The organism is Cytobacillus sp. FSL W8-0315 (assembly GCF_038002905.1).
GTDB classification, from domain to species: Bacteria; Bacillota; Bacilli; order Bacillales; family Cytobacillaceae; genus Cytobacillus; species Cytobacillus pseudoceanisediminis.
Window position 1 is genome coordinate 798,521 of record NZ_JBBOOC010000001.1, and the last position, 16,246, is coordinate 814,766.

General features: G+C 43.4%; 13 protein-coding genes. 6 read left to right on the forward strand and 7 right to left on the reverse strand.

Features of this window, described 5'->3' with window-relative positions:
• The first annotated feature begins 1 nt into the window (after nt 1).
• Nucleotides 2–1,036, forward strand: coding sequence for a Gfo/Idh/MocA family protein (locus MKY20_RS04340; RefSeq protein ID WP_019380505.1), 1,035 nt, complete (start codon nt 2–4; stop codon nt 1,034–1,036).
• A 49-nt stretch (nt 1,037–1,085) separates the two neighbouring features.
• Here the strand turns inward: MKY20_RS04340 and MKY20_RS04345 are convergent, their stop codons facing one another.
• Nucleotides 1,086–2,255: a DUF418 domain-containing protein gene (locus tag MKY20_RS04345; RefSeq protein WP_251264389.1), complete on the reverse strand. Its 1,170-nt coding sequence runs from the start codon at nt 2,253–2,255 to the stop codon at nt 1,086–1,088.
• 527 nt (nt 2,256–2,782) lie between these two features.
• Here MKY20_RS04345 and aspA point away from each other — a divergent pair.
• On the forward strand, nt 2,783–4,213 hold the full coding sequence (gene aspA / locus MKY20_RS04350) for an aspartate ammonia-lyase (RefSeq protein ID WP_251174351.1): 1,431 nt from the start codon (nt 2,783–2,785) through the stop codon (nt 4,211–4,213).
• Nucleotides 4,214–4,296: 83 nt separating this feature from the next.
• Here the strand turns inward: aspA and gnd are convergent, their stop codons facing one another.
• The 6 genes from gnd to MKY20_RS04380 all read right to left on the reverse strand — a co-directional run bounded on the left by gnd (nt 4,297) and on the right by MKY20_RS04380 (nt 10,893).
• Entirely contained in the window at nt 4,297–5,703 is a 1,407-nt protein-coding gene (gene gnd, locus MKY20_RS04355; RefSeq protein WP_217035524.1) for a decarboxylating NADP(+)-dependent phosphogluconate dehydrogenase, read from the reverse strand.
• A gap of 75 nt (nt 5,704–5,778) precedes the next feature.
• A complete protein-coding gene (locus tag MKY20_RS04360) occupies nt 5,779–7,125 on the reverse strand; it encodes a GntP family permease (RefSeq protein ID WP_019380510.1) in 1,347 nt (448 codons plus the stop codon).
• A gap of 15 nt (nt 7,126–7,140) precedes the next feature.
• Nucleotides 7,141–8,682 carry a gluconokinase gene (gntK, locus tag MKY20_RS04365; protein ID WP_251266776.1) on the reverse strand — a complete coding sequence of 514 codons (1,542 nt, stop codon included), beginning with the start codon at nt 8,680–8,682 and terminating at the stop codon, nt 7,141–7,143.
• Nucleotides 8,675–9,406 carry a GntR family transcriptional regulator gene (locus MKY20_RS04370; protein ID WP_009332401.1) on the reverse strand — a complete coding sequence of 244 codons (732 nt, stop codon included), beginning with the start codon at nt 9,404–9,406 and terminating at the stop codon, nt 8,675–8,677. Before MKY20_RS04370 ends, gntK begins: the two co-directional genes overlap by 8 nt.
• Before the next feature lie 806 nt (nt 9,407–10,212).
• On the reverse strand, nt 10,213–10,602 hold the full coding sequence (locus MKY20_RS04375; protein ID WP_341000469.1) for a nuclease-related domain-containing protein: 390 nt from the start codon (nt 10,600–10,602) through the stop codon (nt 10,213–10,215).
• A complete protein-coding gene (locus MKY20_RS04380) occupies nt 10,603–10,893 on the reverse strand; it encodes a nuclease-related domain-containing protein (protein ID WP_341000471.1) in 291 nt (96 codons plus the stop codon).
• A gap of 302 nt (nt 10,894–11,195) precedes the next feature.
• Between MKY20_RS04380 and MKY20_RS04385 the strand changes: the two genes are divergently transcribed.
• The 4 genes from MKY20_RS04385 to MKY20_RS04400 all read left to right on the forward strand — a co-directional run bounded on the left by MKY20_RS04385 (nt 11,196) and on the right by MKY20_RS04400 (nt 16,226).
• Entirely contained in the window at nt 11,196–12,107 is a 912-nt protein-coding gene (locus tag MKY20_RS04385; protein ID WP_251266902.1) for a hypothetical protein, read from the forward strand.
• Nucleotides 12,108–12,201: 94 nt separating this feature from the next.
• Nucleotides 12,202–13,191 carry a LacI family DNA-binding transcriptional regulator gene (locus tag MKY20_RS04390; protein WP_251266777.1) on the forward strand — a complete coding sequence of 330 codons (990 nt, stop codon included), beginning with the start codon at nt 12,202–12,204 and terminating at the stop codon, nt 13,189–13,191.
• A gap of 155 nt (nt 13,192–13,346) precedes the next feature.
• Nucleotides 13,347–14,756: a sucrose-specific PTS transporter subunit IIBC gene (locus MKY20_RS04395; RefSeq protein WP_251156349.1), complete on the forward strand. Its 1,410-nt coding sequence runs from the start codon at nt 13,347–13,349 to the stop codon at nt 14,754–14,756.
• 30 nt (nt 14,757–14,786) lie between these two features.
• Nucleotides 14,787–16,226, forward strand: coding sequence for a glycoside hydrolase family 32 protein (locus tag MKY20_RS04400; protein ID WP_217026033.1), 1,440 nt, complete (start codon nt 14,787–14,789; stop codon nt 16,224–16,226).
• Nucleotides 16,227–16,246 lie beyond the last annotated feature (20 nt).

Consider the following 16,246-nt stretch of genomic DNA (forward strand, 5'->3'; position numbering starts at 1 on the left):
TTTGGGTATTAAAGTAGGAATTATTGGGTGTGGGTCGATCACTAAATTACGCCATGCACCCGAATACAGGGATAATCCATACGTGGATGAAATCGTTTTTTTTGACCGGAATTTACAGAGGGCGACCGAACTCGCGAACCAGTTTGGCGGCAGTGTAGCTCAAACAGCAGAAGAGTTATTGGCTGATCCAGCAGTTGAGGCCATTAGTGATTGTTCTTCAAACGAGTTTCATCATATCTTTTCTGCAAATGCATTACTAAGCGGAAAGCATGTTTTATGTGAAAAACCGATTTCTTTATCAGTTGAGCAAGCAAACAAGATTATCGAAGCTCAAAAGGAATCCGGGAAAAAGTTAATGGTTGATCATAACCAGCGTTTTACTCGGGCACATCAGAAGGCAAAAGAAATCATTAAAAATGAAGAACTTGGAAAAGTGCTTACTTTTAGAACAACCTTTGGACACTCTGGACCGGAACAATGGGGTGTCAATAAATCAAACTCTACATGGTTCTTTAAAAAGGAACGGTCAGGTCTGGGTGTGGCAGGAGATTTAGGGATTCATAAGATCGATTTAATCCATTATTTATTAGATGATGAGATCGAACAAGTCAGCGCATTTCAAGGTGCGCTCGACAAAGTCAATGAAAAGGGAGAACCCATTGAAGTATGTGATAACATCGTATGCAGTTTAAAAACAAAAAAAGGCCGTCTTGGGACAGCTGCCTTTTCTTGGACTTATTACGGAGAAGAAGACAACAGTACCGTCATTTATTGCGAACAAGGTATTTTGAAGATTTATCATAGTGATAAATACCAAATAGAAATCATGAATAAAAATGGTGAAAATATTTTTTTTGAACTAGAGAAAATCCAGACAAACGAGAATCAAACAAATAGCGGTGTGATTGATGCCTTCATTGATTGTATTCGTCTCGACCAAGACCCGCTTGTGACAGGAAGCGATGCGCTTTCCTCGCTAAAAGTTATATTAGGCATTATGGAAGCAGCAGAAAAAGGCTGTGTTACAACAATTTAAACATATTTCAAAAACAACCGAGTTCCCTAAAATACTCGGTTGTCTTCGTTTACTTATTTCTATAGGCTAATCTCCTCAATAAAACTTCCAATGGTCCATTCAAATCCTTTTTTTCCAATCCCCAAGCCAATAGAAGAGAAAGACACCATATTCCCACAGCAATAACCGCTGCAGTACCATTGCTTACACGGCCACCTAAATCAAGAGCCACCGGCGATAAAAAGAGGACAAGCATCGTCTCGTTCCACACATAGAAGGTTAATGAGCGCTTCCCTAAAGCCATTAAAGAAAGGGTAAGACTCCCAGGCTTTTTTACCTTGGTCCCAATGATCCCGAAAATCGCGGCATATGCCAAGCCTCCTGCAATTCCTGTTAAAATGTGTAAGCCGTTCATCAAACCAGCTGTAAATGGGCTTGGATGCCATAAGGTCCCCAGCAGCGATAAAGGCAGTGCCCCTAATAAAGAAACGGTTAATCCTAAAACGGTAATCAAATAAATGATTTTTAAATGCTGCTCTGGCTTGATTAATAACTGATACCTGGCGATCCACATGCCGAGCAGGACGGAAGGGAGAACCGGGAACATTAAATGAATGAGAATAGGAATAGAAGGAAAAGTATATAGGCCTATCAAAGCTGTGCCAAGGTAGGTGTCTGCGGCTGAAACCTCTGGAGGGAAACCATAGCCTCCGATTTCCAGCATGTTGAAGCCCCACATGATTGGGCCAAAAATTATATAGAATAAGGTGATAAAAATAAAGGTTCGAATCAGTGTCTTGATTTCACGTGCTAAAAGCCAGCTGACGAGCAGCCCTGCTGTCCCGTAGGCCATAAGAATATCCTGGCCTCCAATGATGACAGCCAAAACAATCCCAAATAGAATCAAATACCAGGAACGCCTTCTTATCGTCTTAATGGCTTCTTTTTCTCTTATTCCTTTAGATATTCGACTGTCAAATGCAAGAACAAGCCCATATCCGAATAAAACGGCAAACATCGCCCTTGCTCTATTATCAATAAAAAATTGGCCCAAAAAATTAACGATTTGGTCAAGGAAGGTAACAGCCTCTACTCTTTGCATAATCCCGGGTTCAGAGGTATACAAATAGAGGGGGGCATGGGCAAGTGCAATTAGCAGAAGCATCGTACCTCGTGCTAAATCCAGTGAAACAGCACGTTTTTTTGGACCAGCTGTTCTCATGCTCGATTGATTGGACATGCTGATTTTCTCCTTTGTCTTATATATATACTCCTTGCTTGATTCTTTATTTTGCAGGTCGATTAAACAATAAGCTTCCCAATCATTTTAATAAGCCCTATAGGGATAGGTGAGTTTACTTTAAGCATTCTTTCTTCTATGGCTAAAATCAGTGAAGCAAGCTATTCCGGTTTAAAGGGCTGAGTAAATTCAGCCATTTGCTGGCCTTCCATTTAATCCATAATAAGAGCTTCCTCTGTCCCTTTGTCTGCCATCCGGTAATAAGGAACCTGTTCATTTCGAGCATTAAAGGCAATTTCAATTAAGGCAATTAAATAGTAGGTCGTATTTAAATTTATGTCAATTGCATAAGATAGTTGGCAAAGTGCAGTTAAATAATAAGGGAGAAGCTGGCACTCCATATAGCCAATATATTATTGTCCCATAACCATTGCTTATTCCCCTTTTCCGGATTATAGTGTATACGAAGGATAAGTCATTACAAAACCTATATATATCTGAAAGGTTTATATAAAGGAGAAGAGTATATGTTAGCAGCAACGAACAGCTTCAGAATTGAAAAAGACTTCCTGGGTTCTAAGGAAGTTCCGGTTGATGCCTATTACGGTGTTCAGACGCTTCGCGCGGTTGAGAACTTTCCGATTACAGGCTACCGGATCCACCCGGAGTTAATCAAGGCAATGGCAATGGTGAAAAAGGCTGCGGCCTTGGCGAATATGGAGGTTAAGCGCCTTTATTCAGGCATTGGAGACCCGATCGTACAGGCAGCTGATGAAATGATTGAAGGACTATGGCATGATCAGGTTATTGTTGACCCGATCCAGGGTGGTGCCGGGACGTCCATTAATATGAATATTAATGAAATCCTTGCAAACCGTGCGATTGAAATTATGGGCTATGAAAAGGGAGATTATTCTCATTGCAGCCCAAATACCCATGTCAATATGTCCCAATCGACGAATGATGCCTTCCCGACTGCAATGCATATCTCTGTATTAAATCTGCTGGATCAGTTAATCCCGACCATGGAACATATGCATTCCGTTTTCCTTGAAAAATCAAAGGAATTCAACCATGTAATTAAAATGGGACGGACTCATCTGCAGGATGCGGTTCCAATCAGGCTTGGCCAGGAATTTGAAGCTTACAGCCGTGTCATTGCGCGTGACATTAAGCGCATTCAGCAATCCAAACAGCACTTATATGAGTTGAACATGGGAGCAACAGCTGTTGGAACAGGGCTAAATGCCATCCCTAAATACATTGATTTGGTAGTGAAGCACATTGCCGACATCAGCGGTCTGCCATTTACAGGGGCTGATCATCTTGTAGATGCCACGCAGAATACGGATTCTTACACGGAAGTTTCCGGTGCCTTGAAAATCTGCATGATCAATATGTCCAAAATCGCGAATGATTTGCGTCTAATGGCGTCTGGCCCAAGAGCCGGCCTTGGGGAAATATCGCTTCCAGCAAGACAGCCGGGTTCTTCCATTATGCCGGGTAAAGTAAACCCTGTTCTTCCTGAGCTGATTAACCAGGTGGCATTCCAGGTCATCGGAAACGACCATACCATCTCTCTTGCTTCAGAAGCAGGACAGCTCGAACTGAATGTCATGGAGCCAGTCCTGATCTTTAACCTTCTGCAATCGATCAGCATTATGAACAATGCATTCAATACGTTTACAGAGCATTGTGTAAAAGGAATCGAAGCCAATGAAGAGAGATTAAGGGAATACGTTGAGAAAAGTGTGGGCATCATCACAGCGGTAAACCCTCACCTCGGCTATGAAGTCGTATCAAGAATCGCGAGGGAAGCCATTTTAACAGGCTCTCCAATCAGGGAACTATGCCTGAAATATGATGTGCTGACAGAAGAAGAACTGGATTTAATTCTCGATCCATATGAGATGACAGATCCTGGCATCGCAGGTGCTGCGCTGCTGGAAAGAGACTAAACTAAAAACGCTTGCCCCCTATGCTAAGCAGCTGGCGGGGGCAAGCGTTTTTTCTTCTCTATTAATTTAGCTCAGGCGCCGCTTTATTCATTCCAATTTGTGTGGAAGGTTCCTTCTAAATCAGTCCGTTCATACGTATGGGCACCGAAGTAATCACGCTGTGCCTGCAGCATGCTCGCATTGGAGTTTCCTGTCCGATAGCTATCGTAATAGGAAAGAGATGAGCTCAAGCACGGTAAAGCGATGCCGGATTGAATGCCTTCGCAGACAATTTTACGCAGTCCGTTCTGATAGTCCCTGATTCTTTCTGCAAAGTAAGGGGAGACTAACAAATTGGCCAGGTTCGGCTGCTCTTGGTAGGCCTCGCTTATGACATTTAAGAATTCCGCACGAATGATGCAGCCGTCGCGGAAAATCAGGGCAATATCCTTCAGAGGCAGATTCCAGCCATACAGTTCGGATGACATTTTATATTGCGTAAATCCTTGCGCATAGGCGCATACTTTTCCCATATATAAAGCTTGTCTGATGTATTCAATCCACTCTTCTTTTTCGAGGGCTGTCTGATTCTTCTCTGGACCTGTTAAGAGTGTTTCTGCTGTCACACGCTCTTCTTTTAAAGCAGAGATATAACGGGCAAATAAGGATTCTGTGATGATCGAGGTTGGAATTCCATTATCGATGGCTTGCAGGCTGGTCCATTTTCCGGTTCCTTTTTGCCCTGCTTTATCGAGAATGACATCGATTTGCGGCAGCCCTGTACGCTCATCCTTTTTCCTTAGAATATCTGCCGTGATTTCGATTAAATAGCTCTTCAGCTCGCCTTGATTCCATGTTTCAAAAATATCAGCGATTTCCTCAACTGATAATCCTAATTTATCTCTTAAAAAGGTATAGGCTTCGGCAATTAGCTGCATATCCGCATACTCAATTCCATTATGTACCATTTTAACGAAATGGCCTGCCCCTTTTGGTCCAATATAGACACAGCAAGGAACACCATCAACCTGTGCAGCTATCTTCGTAAGAATAGGAGCGGCTTTATCATAGACCTCTTTGTCTCCGCCAGGCATGATGGAAGGTCCTGTTAAGGCACCGACTTCACCGCCTGAGATTCCAATTCCTAAATAACCAATTCCTTTTGATTTCAGTTCATCATATCTTCTTCCTGTATCTTCATAATGTGAGTTTCCGCCATCCATGATGACATCACCTTCTTCAAGGAAGGGGATCAAGCTGGAGATAACAGAATCAATAGCTTTCCCTGCGGTAACCATTAAAAAGATTTTTCTTGGTGTTTCCAGGGAATTTACAAAATCCCCGATTTCGTAATAAGGGTTAATGGTTTGCCCATCCAGTTTTTGTACAAGTTTATCGGTTAAGTCCCTTGTGTAATTATATACTGCCACTTGCTCTCCGTTATTGGCCATGTTTAAAGCGATATTGCTGCCCATTACTCCTAAACCAATAACACCAATTGTATTTAACATAGTTCTTGCTCCCTTTTTCAGATTAATAGGCAATGGAACCCTCTCAGGAAGTAGGGTTCCATTGCCTTATATAGTTTATACAAATAAGCTTAGCAATAAAATAAATCCTAATCCAGCTACAGATATAATGGTTTCAAGCAAGGTCCATGTTGCAAACGTTTCCTTCATGCTTAATCCAAAGTATTCTTTGAACATCCAGAAGCCGGCATCGTTAACATGTGAAGCAACTAAGCTTCCTGCACCTGTTGCAAGTACCACTAATGCAAGATTAACATCTGATTGGCCCAGCATCGGAATGACTAAGCCAGCTGTTGTTAAGGCAGCCACTGTGGCAGACCCTAAGGAAATCCGCAGGATGGCAGCGATAATCCATGCAAGCAAAATCGGTGATAAGTTCGTTCCTTTGAATAGCTCTGCTACATAGTCACCAACACCGCCATCGATTAATACTTGTTTGAAGGCACCGCCTCCGCCAATAATCAAGAGCATCATTCCGATATGGGTGATAGCTGTTGTACAGGATTCCATCACATTTTTGATTGGAATCTTCCTTGCCAGTCCCATTGTATAGATGGCAACCAATAAGGAGATCAGCATCGAAGTGCCGGCGTCACCAATAAAACGGATTGCGGCCAGAATACTATTATCTTCAAATCCCAATGTTTTTTGAAGCAATGTAATAATCGTTGCGATCGACATTAAAATAACAGGAAGTAAAGCCGTAAATACACTGATTCCAAAACCAGGAGTGTCTTCAAGCTTAAATGTTTTCTGCTCGCCTAAAGAGGCGATGCTCCCGCTTTTTGTAAATGATTCAGGGACTAGCCTTTTTGCAATTTTTGTAAATACCGGTCCAGCTAAAATCACGGTAGGAAGAGCGATGATAAATCCATAAAGCAGTACTTCACCAATGTTTGCGCCAAATTCACCCGCAATGACAGTTGGCCCCGGGTGAGGAGGCAGGAATCCGTGTGTGACAGATAGAGCTGCTGTCATTGGAATACCAAGATACAAAATGGATATCTTCAATTCTCTTGAAATGGCAAATACGATTGGAATTAATAATACAAGTCCTACTTCAAAGAATAATGCTACACCAATAATAAATGATGCTGCCACTACGGCCCATTGAATATTCTTTTCACCGAATTTGTTCACAAGGGTCATAGCTATTCGCTGTGCGCCTCCAGAGTCGGCGATCAGTTTGCCTAACATGGCGCCAAGTCCAAATATAAGCGCCAAGTGACCCAGCGTTCCCCCTAATCCTGCTTCAATGGTCTTTACAATTTGATCCAGCGGCATTCCGAGTGCTAAAGCAACACCAAATGAAACAATGATTAATGAAATAAATGTATTTAATTTTAAGCCCATTATTAGTATTAATAAGGCAATGATTCCAATTCCAACTATTACTAATGGCATTGTAAACTCCTCCTGTTAGTTATGCTGTACTAATCTTCGCTGATAATTTGCAATCGCTGAGTAATCATCCTCTAACGTTCTTGATAAATGAATGAAAATCGGCAGCAATTGTCGATATTCTTTTACTGCCGTTTCTTGCGGTGTATGTTTATAGGTATCGCCCACCATTTCAGAAACGGCTTCAAAGGAGTCGATTTTTCCTGTGGCATATAATCCTAAAATACAGGCACCAAGACATGAACTTTCATAGCTTTCAGGTATGACAACTTCCGATTCAAAAATATCGGACATCATCTGTCGCCAGATCTCAGATCTTGCGAATCCTCCTGTTGCTTGAATACGGGTTACCGGGCCGTCCATGCATTCAACTAATGCCAAGTACACGGTGTATAGATTATAAATGACGCCTTCCAGCGCTGCCCGAATCATATGTTCCTTCTTATGTGACATGGTTAATCCGAAGAAGGATCCGCGTACGTCCGGGTTCCATAAAGGAGCACGTTCACCTGCCAGGTAAGGATGGAATAGCAAGCCGTCTGCACCTGGTCTTACACGTTCTGCAATTTTTGTTAATACTTCGTACGGATCAATGCCTAATCTTTTGGCAGTTTCGATCTCTGAAGAGGCAAATTCATCCCTGATCCAGCGAAGAACCATCCCTCCATTGTTTACCGGTCCGCCAATCACCCAATGATTTTCCGTTAAGGCATAACAGAAGATTCTACCTTTTTCATCTGTCTGCGGCTTGTCAATAATGGTCCGTATGGCACCGCTTGTCCCAATGGTGATGGCAATCTCACCTTTTCTAATCGCATTAACACCCAGATTCGAAAGCACTCCATCACTTGCGCCAATCACAAAAGGTGTTTGAGGATCGATGCCCATTTGTTTGGCTAAATTAGGATTGCAGTTCTTGAACATCTTCGTAGTGGGTACAAGTTTGGATAATTGTGCGGGAGTGACTCCTGCAATCGCTAGTGCCTCCTCATCCCAATCCAATGTTTTAAGATTCATCATTCCCATGCATGAAGCCAGTGAATAATCGACAACATATTCATCAAAGAGCTTCTTAAAGATATATTCTTTAATGCCAATATACTTTTTTGTTTTGCTGGCGATCTCAGGGCGTTCATTCACAATCCAGGCGATTTTGCTTAACGGTGACATAGGATGAATAGGCGTTCCAGTCCGTTTATATACCTCATGCCCATTCAATTCATCCTTAATTTTGCGTGCCCATGCTTCGCTGCGATTATCTGCCCAGGTGATGACTGGCGTAAGCGGCAGGTGATCTTCATCCATTGCGATAACACTATGCATCGCACTGCTAAAAGAGATAAAGGACAGGTTTTTATCCGAATGGTTTTCCATAATATTCGCTATGGACTGCAGTACAGCTGAAAAAATCTCTTCCGGGTTTTGTTCAGCTGTCGAAATATCCGGTGTGTACAGCGGATATCCGATATTCTCATGCTGAATAACTTTACCTTGTTCACTGAATAACACGGCTTTTGTACTGGTGGTTCCAATATCAATCCCTAACATATAGCTAGTCATCTTGTTGTTTAACCCCTTTAGATAGCATTTGTTGTGATCTCCATAAGTCGTCCACTTTCCCTTGAACATCATCAAAATTTTCGTGTAAAGACTTAATCATGAGGTCTCTGTCTTTTGTTTTGATTGCATCAATATATAGTTCATGGTTTTTCAATATCCGAGTAAGGTCTTCGTAATTTTCCTTGAATCGCACGCGCATGGACAAAAGAATGAAGCTTTCCATTACGGGCTTTAAATTATTCCAGATCAATGAGACGTATGAATGGCCAATAGATCGAATGATGATTTCGTGGAACAGGATGTCCTGATAAGAAAATTCATCAGCATCCTGATACTTAACAGCTACCTTCATCATTTCCAATACTTTGCTTAGTTCCATTGCTAATTCATTTGTATCCATACTTATGAGACGTTCAAATACGAACGTTTCGATCATTAGACGAACATCATAAATTTCTTCTATTTCTTTTTCTGTTAAGCCGGCAACAACAGCACCCGTTCTTTCTAATCGGATGATATTTTCAGATGCCAGTGTTCTTAATGCTTCACGGACGGGTGAACGGCTTACCGCAAAATCTCCAGCCAGTTTATTTTCTGAAAGCGTGGTACCGCTTTCAAATAAGCCTGCAATAATGCGCATTCTAAGCTCATAGGCTACGCGGTCACCAGCGGAAGCTTTAGATAGCCATTTTTGAGGATATAAGAATTCATTAGAATCGTTCATAACATCACCTTTATGAAATGACATTTGAGTATACGTGTATACTTGTATACAAGTATTATAAATGAAATTGGTGAAAATGCAAACGCTTTATTTGGCTCGTGTCGAATTTTGTCATTACAGATACGCATCTCTGCTGGAAAGCGGTCAAATTGAGTCCAAAGTAGGCGGTTATTCGGACAGTAGGAGTAGAAATAGGAGAGGTTGAGTCCGAAGTTGACGGTTATTCGGACAGTAGAAGCAGGAATCGGAGAGGTTGAGTCCGAAGTAGGTGCACCTTCAGACCGAAAGAGAGGAAATTGAAGGAAGTGAGTCCGAAGTTGGCACTTATTCGGACAGTAGGAGTAGAAATCAGAGAGGTTGAGTCCGAAGTTTATGCAACTTCAGACAGAAAGAGAGGAAATTGGAGGAAGCGAGTCCGAAGTAGGCACTTATTCGTATTCGGACAGTGGGAGTAGGAATCGGAGAGGTTGAGTCCGAAAGTAGGTGCTGACTTTAGACAGAATAAGGGGAAAACCGGAGGAACTCTGTCCGACCCCGTCTCCCCAGATGGTCTTCAAATGCTTTAATCAATAAAGTTTATACATAATAAGTATTACTTGTACTGCCGAGTGCCGTATAGTTTTTCTTTAGTACCCTGCAGATTGTTCGTTTGCTTAGATCTAAATTGCACCATTCATAAATGTTTTGTGTGGTAAGCTTTCGTTCAGGAAAGAGGAGCTGGAACTCCTTTATATTCCGCAGAATCGCTTGTTCAATCTTTTCATTCCCTCCGCACTTTTTGCATACGAGGTCCTTGCTTTTAATTGTTAGCGGTAAAGATTTACAGGTTTTGCAATGTATCCCTTTTTTAGCTGTTCAAAGTGATATTTTGGCCATACAGTAAATGGGTTTTTAGGCTGATGTAATGACATTAAATGTTGGGCTAGCTTCGTATGTCCATCATTTAAATTGGACGGAGTTGTATTCAGATCTTTTATAAAGCGGTTGACTTGGGTTGGAAGAACAATAGGTTGGTCCATCGGGGCTTGATATAAGGTGAATTCAGGGTTAATGAAAACGACGGAGGCTTCAACGGGGTAATTTTGCTTGAGAGTTTGGAGCAGCTGGCGGAGCAGGGCCGCACTTCTTTTTAATTGGTAAACGGGATTTTTATATTCCCTGCCGGCAGTCACGGTATAAAGCTTGTCAGATTCCAATTACCAGTCTCCCTGGTAATTCTTTATTTCTAATAGATGGATCATACTCTCTGAAATAATCAGGGTATCAATTTGAAAATAGGAGTTGTTTACCTCCAATAGCAAATCATTGATAATCAATCTCTCTTCCTGGAGAATTTCTGCGAGATGGTCAAATTTCACCTCTCCTTCATAGCCTTTTTCAAGGTTTGAATACTGCAGCTTTTCCTTTTCAGTTAACTCCATTCGGGTGTTTAAATATCTTATAGACATTAATTCAACCGGCTCGGATCTTCTTTTAACTAACATCATTCACTTCCTTTGTTTGGCCTCTAGGTTTATTTTATAAGAAGTTTCTAAAATATCAAACAAATACTGGAGCCTTCTAAAAAACAATCTGGGTTTAAATCCTCTGCTTATTTATATTTACCAATTTTTAAGAAGTATTTAATACATTAAAGATTATTGAATGGAATACAATTCCTATGTTGCTATTGTTGTGAATATGAATCCATGTGCGTAAAAGGGAATTTTGTGAAGAACTTGAATAATCTTAATAAACAGGAGGAACTAATTTGGAAAATACAGACCAGGCATCCTCACCGTTGATAAAAATGCGCAGAATATTTGGTTATGGGGCTGCCATAGCGGTGACCCCTTATCTGCTGATTAAAATTGCCTGGACGTTGGGCCTCTTTCTTCCCACAGAGCAAATGGGCGATGTCAGCTGGCGGGGGATTAACGCAGTTACTGCGGTTGTCGCTGCGGTTGGCATCCTGCTGGCGATGGCGTTCTGCAGGCCGTGGGGTGAACGGCTGCCTGCGTGGCTGGTGGCTCTGCCCATTTGGCTGGGTACCGGTCTTCTCGTTCCCATGCTGCTGCTGGCACCTGTCCTTGGCCCAGCCGCCATGGTCCTGGATCAGGAAGCAGGTGCCGCTGACTTCTGGGTTTACGAGCAGATCTTCGTTATGGTCTCGCTGGTCGGGGCCGGTATTTGCCTGCCTTTGGCTTTAGCAGGATATGCCAAGGCGCGGTGGCCAGAGGCGCTGGGTGGTCCAATCGACTGCGGAGAGGTGCCGGGGCACACCAGGCAGCTGCAAGTCACGTTTGGCAGACTCATTGCAGCGGGATGCATTCTCCTCGGCACTATAAAGGTGTTCTGGGCTGCAGGAGGCACCCTTGGCATAGATCCAAGCATGCTGGATTCCCGTGATTTGTGGTGGCGCCTCTTGACGCTGAGTACAGGCGGCTGGGCATTAGTGGGTGCGTGGGGCCTATTAGTGCTGATCACCCGCCGCGGGTCGAGGAGGTTTCTGCCGCCAATGGCAGCGGCATGGATCTCGTCGGGCATGCTGTTTTCTTATAACCTCTTTTCCATCATTCGCCCAGATTTTCAGTCCAGCCCAGAGTACCCTCTGGCACGGGTGCTGAGCACCGAGGCCGGTATTGTATTGGGCGTTATGATGGGGATGATTCTTCTCCTGGTTCTGCACGACCGGCGGCGAGCGTTGATGAGGCAGGAGTAATAGGGGATATACTCGACCTGCCTCACCAAGCTATTCCCTTTTCCCTTCATTTGTGTAAAATGATAATAGACTATTTTGGCCCGGGAGGATTTAGATGATTACCATAAAGGAAATTGCAGAAAGGGCGAATGTTTCTCGGACGACTGTTTCGAGGGTATTAAATGATTCCGGTTATGTGAGTGAGGATGCAAGGAAAAGGGTCCTGCACGTAATTGAGGAGACCGGTTATGTCCCAAGTGCCCATGCGAAGTCACTCCGCACGAAAAAAACAAAGGTTATTGGGGTTATTCTGCCGAAGATCAGCACCGAAACGTCCAGCCGTCTGGTTAATGGCATTGACGACGTATTGGCCAGGGAAGGCTATCAGATTCTCCTTGCTAATACAAATCTTCATGCTGAAAAAGAGATAGAATATATACGGCTCCTCAAAAGCAGGAATGTGGACGGCATGATTCTGTCGGCTACAAATGTGCAGCCTGAATTGATTCAGGAGATCCGTCAGCTGAAAATCCCTTTTATTATGGTGGGTCAGCATGCGGAAGAATTGACGAATGTGATTTTTGATGAATATCAGGCTGCGAGGGACATGGTTGGCCTCCTAATCAAGAAGGGATATAAAAAAATTGCTTTTATAGGTGTGGATGAAGCTGACCGTGCGGTGGGTTACCTCCGGAAAAAAGGATACCTGGATGCAATGAAGGAGCATGAGGTTCCGGTTGAAGAAAGCTGGCTGCAAAAGGGGATTTTCGATATTGACTCAGGCGCTGAGTGCATGAAGAGTATCATGGAATCTGCCAAAAATAAACCTCAAGCTGTTCTTGCTGTGACAGATCGTCTGGCAATTGGCGCTTTGCAGTATCTCAGGCAAAATGGATTCTCCGTTCCTGGTGATGTAGCGATTGCCGGAATGGGTGGGTCGGAGCTTTCTAAATATATCACACCAGGCTTAACAACCATCGATTTTTCCTTTGAAGATGCAGGCCGGGAGGCAGCCTTATTAATCCTTCAAAAGGTTAAGGGGGAGCACGGGCAGGAAATAACCAGAAAAATTAGATATAGACTTGTAGAAAGAGAAAGTATATAATAGATGTGTAATCGGTTTCATAAGGAAGATAATCGATTACACTTTTATTTTTGCTTTTATGGAATCGATTCCACACAGAACGTCCAACTTAAATGGTTATTTTTTATCCGATGTGGAATCGATTCCACAAACATATGAAAATAGGGGTGAAGAGGATGTCTGAGTATCGTAAAATTGCGGAAGAACTAATTGACGCTGTCGGGGGCAGTGAGAATGTTCACTCAGTAGCCCACTGTGCGACCAGGCTGCGGATCATAGTGAATGATAAGGAAAAAATTGATCAGGAAAAGGTTGAAAGCATCAATAAGGTCAAAGGGGCTTTCTTCAATTCAGGTCAATATCAGATTATTTTTGGCACGGGAACAGTTAATAAAGTCTATGAAGAAGTATCCGGCCTGGACATTGAATCTATGTCAGCATCAGAGCAGAAAAAAGAAGCGGTTAAAAGCGGTTCTGCTTTCCAGAGGGCGATCCGGAAATTCGGGGACGTATTTGTGCCGATCATTCCAGTCCTTGTCGCGACAGGACTCTTTATGGGATTGCGCGGACTGGTGATGCAGGAGGAAATTCTCGCTTTATTCGGCATGACGGCTTCGGATGTGTCGGAAAATTTCATTTTATTTACGCAGGTACTGACGGATACGGCATTTATCTTCCTGCCGGCTCTTGTTGCCTGGTCAACCTTTAGAGTGTTTGGCGGGACTCCAATCATTGGTTTAATCCTAGGGTTGATGCTTGTGAGTCCTTCCCTGCCAAATGCGTGGGATGTGGCAGGCGGTAATGTTGAGCCGATTTACTTTTTTGGATTCATTCCGGTTGTTGGCTACCAGGCTTCTGTCCTTCCAGCCTTTATTGCCGGGATTATCGGGGCAAAATTGGAGAGGCTCATTCGAAAACGGGTGCCGGATGCATTGGATCTGATTATTACCCCGTTCTTAACCCTTCTGATCATGATTGGATTATCGCTTCTGGTCATTGGGCCATTGTTTCATATGGTGGAGCAAGGCATCCTGGATGTTACTACGACTGTGCTCTCATGGCCGTTCGGGATCAGCGGCATTCTTATCGGTGGTCTTAATCAGCTTATCGTTATCACTGGTGTTCATCATATTTTCAATATGCTGGAGATTCAGCTATTGGCTCAGTATAAAAGCAACCCTTACAACGCAATTGTTACATGTGCCGTTGCAGCCCAGGGGGGTGCAACTTTAGCAGTCGCTTTAAAAACACAATCAGCCAAATTAAAGGCTTTGGCTTTCCCGTCTGCTTTATCCGCATTTTTGGGAATAACCGAGCCGGCGTTGTTCGGTGTCAATCTGCGGTACGGCAAGCCGTTTGTCATGGGACTGATTGGCGGAGCTGCCGGCGGGTTCGCTGCCTCTCTGCTTCAGCTGAAAGCGACAGGAATGGCAGTTACCGTTATTCCAGGCACCCTTCTTTACTTAAATGGCCAGGTTCTGCAGTACATCCTAGTCAATGTGATTGCCATTGCAGTGGCCTTTGCCCTGACTTGGATGTTTGGCTACTCGGATAAGGCAAGGAAAGAAGTGGAACAGGGACAGTAACAGAAATTTCAACAGCAAGGATGTTCTAATATGACTGAAATCGATTTTTTCAAGAAGGCCAGCGAAGAAGCTGAGAGAAATAGGCATTTGGTTCAGCAGGATCCTTACCGGTTGAAGTATCATCTTATGCCGCCTGTCGGCTTGCTGAATGATCCCAATGGCTTAATCCAATTCAATGGTGTTTATCATGTCTTTTATCAATGGAATCCGTTTGATACTGCACATGGTGCCAAGTATTGGGGGCATTACACTTCTAGGGATCTCGTCCATTGGAAGGAAGAGCCAGTCGCGCTGGCTCCGGATCAGTGGTATGACCGGAATGGCTGCTATTCCGGAAGTGCGATAGAGTATGAGGGAAAGCTTTATCTCTTTTATACAGGAAATGTGAAGACGGAGGATGGCAGGCGTGAGACTTATCAATGTCTTGCCGTATCAGAAGATGGCATCCATTTTGCCAAAAAAGGTCCTGTCCTGGAGCTGCCGGAAAGGTATACCGCTCATTTCCGCGATCCGAAGGTCTGGGAAAAGGATGGGCATTTCTATATGGTAGTTGGAGCTCAGACGCCCAATCAGGAGGGTGCGGCTGTCCTGTTTGCTTCGAAGGATTTATACCATTGGGAGGAACAAGGCAAGATTGCCGGCGCATCGATGAATGGTCTAGAAGACTTCGGCTATATGTGGGAATGTCCCGATCTATTTGAATTGGATGGACAGGAGATTTTGCTTGTTTCACCGCAGGGGCTTGAGCCGAGCGGGTTTGAATACCATAACCTTTTTCAATCAGGGTATTTTGCCGGAAAGCTTGATTACGAAAAAGCGATATTTAAACATGGTTCCTTTGTTGAGCTGGATCGCGGCTTTGATTTTTATGCACCGCAAACGTTTAAAGACGATTCCGGGAGGCGGATTCTTTATGGATGGATGGGCATGACAGATGAAGACGAATCCAGCCAGCCAACTGTTCCTTATCGCTGGATCCACGCATTGACCATGCCAAGAGTGCTTGAAATGATAAACGGGAGGCTCTTCCAGAAGCCTGTAAAGGAATTAAAAAAGCTTCGCAAAGATAAGATGGAGCTCCAAAATATAGAGATTAATGGAGAAAGCCTGCAACTGGACGGATTAAGTGGGAAAACGGCCGAACTGATGCTGGAATCCTTGAAGAATGTAAGGGGAATGTTCAAAATTGATTTCCGGAATGAGGCTTCTCTTACTTATAATCCGGATCAAAAGGAAATCCAGCTGCAAAGAAGAAATGTAAAAACAGGAATGCAGGAGTCAAGAACCTGCAAAATTTCAAGTCTATCCAAACTGCATGTATTTATGGACCAGTCTTCACTGGAAATTTTCATAAATGGCGGAGAGGAAGTCTTCACACTACGATATTTTCCTGATCCGGAGGATGAAACGATTTTCTTTAGCGGGGATGCAGGCTTTTCGGTATCCATGTGGAATCTTGAGAATAAATAACTTTTTTAAATGAGGTGTAC

Coding starts and splice junctions, on each gene's coding strand:
- MKY20_RS04345 (WP_251264389.1), bottom strand. CDS start 2,255: ATGTCCAATCAATCGAGCATGAGAACAGCTGGTCCAAAAAAACGTGCT.
- aspA (WP_251174351.1), top strand. CDS start 2,783: ATGTTAGCAGCAACGAACAGCTTCAGAATTGAAAAAGACTTCCTGGGT.
- gnd (WP_217035524.1), bottom strand. CDS start 5,703: ATGTTAAATACAATTGGTGTTATTGGTTTAGGAGTAATGGGCAGCAAT.
- MKY20_RS04360 (WP_019380510.1), bottom strand. CDS start 7,125: ATGCCATTAGTAATAGTTGGAATTGGAATCATTGCCTTATTAATACTA.
- gntK (WP_251266776.1), bottom strand. CDS start 8,682: ATGACTAGCTATATGTTAGGGATTGATATTGGAACCACCAGTACAAAA.
- MKY20_RS04370 (WP_009332401.1), bottom strand. CDS start 9,406: ATGAACGATTCTAATGAATTCTTATATCCTCAAAAATGGCTATCTAAA.
- MKY20_RS04380 (WP_341000471.1), bottom strand. CDS start 10,893: ATGATGTTAGTTAAAAGAAGATCCGAGCCGGTTGAATTAATGTCTATA.
- MKY20_RS04385 (WP_251266902.1), top strand. CDS start 11,196: ATGCGCAGAATATTTGGTTATGGGGCTGCCATAGCGGTGACCCCTTAT.
- MKY20_RS04390 (WP_251266777.1), top strand. CDS start 12,202: ATGATTACCATAAAGGAAATTGCAGAAAGGGCGAATGTTTCTCGGACG.
- MKY20_RS04395 (WP_251156349.1), top strand. CDS start 13,347: ATGTCTGAGTATCGTAAAATTGCGGAAGAACTAATTGACGCTGTCGGG.
- MKY20_RS04400 (WP_217026033.1), top strand. CDS start 14,787: ATGACTGAAATCGATTTTTTCAAGAAGGCCAGCGAAGAAGCTGAGAGA.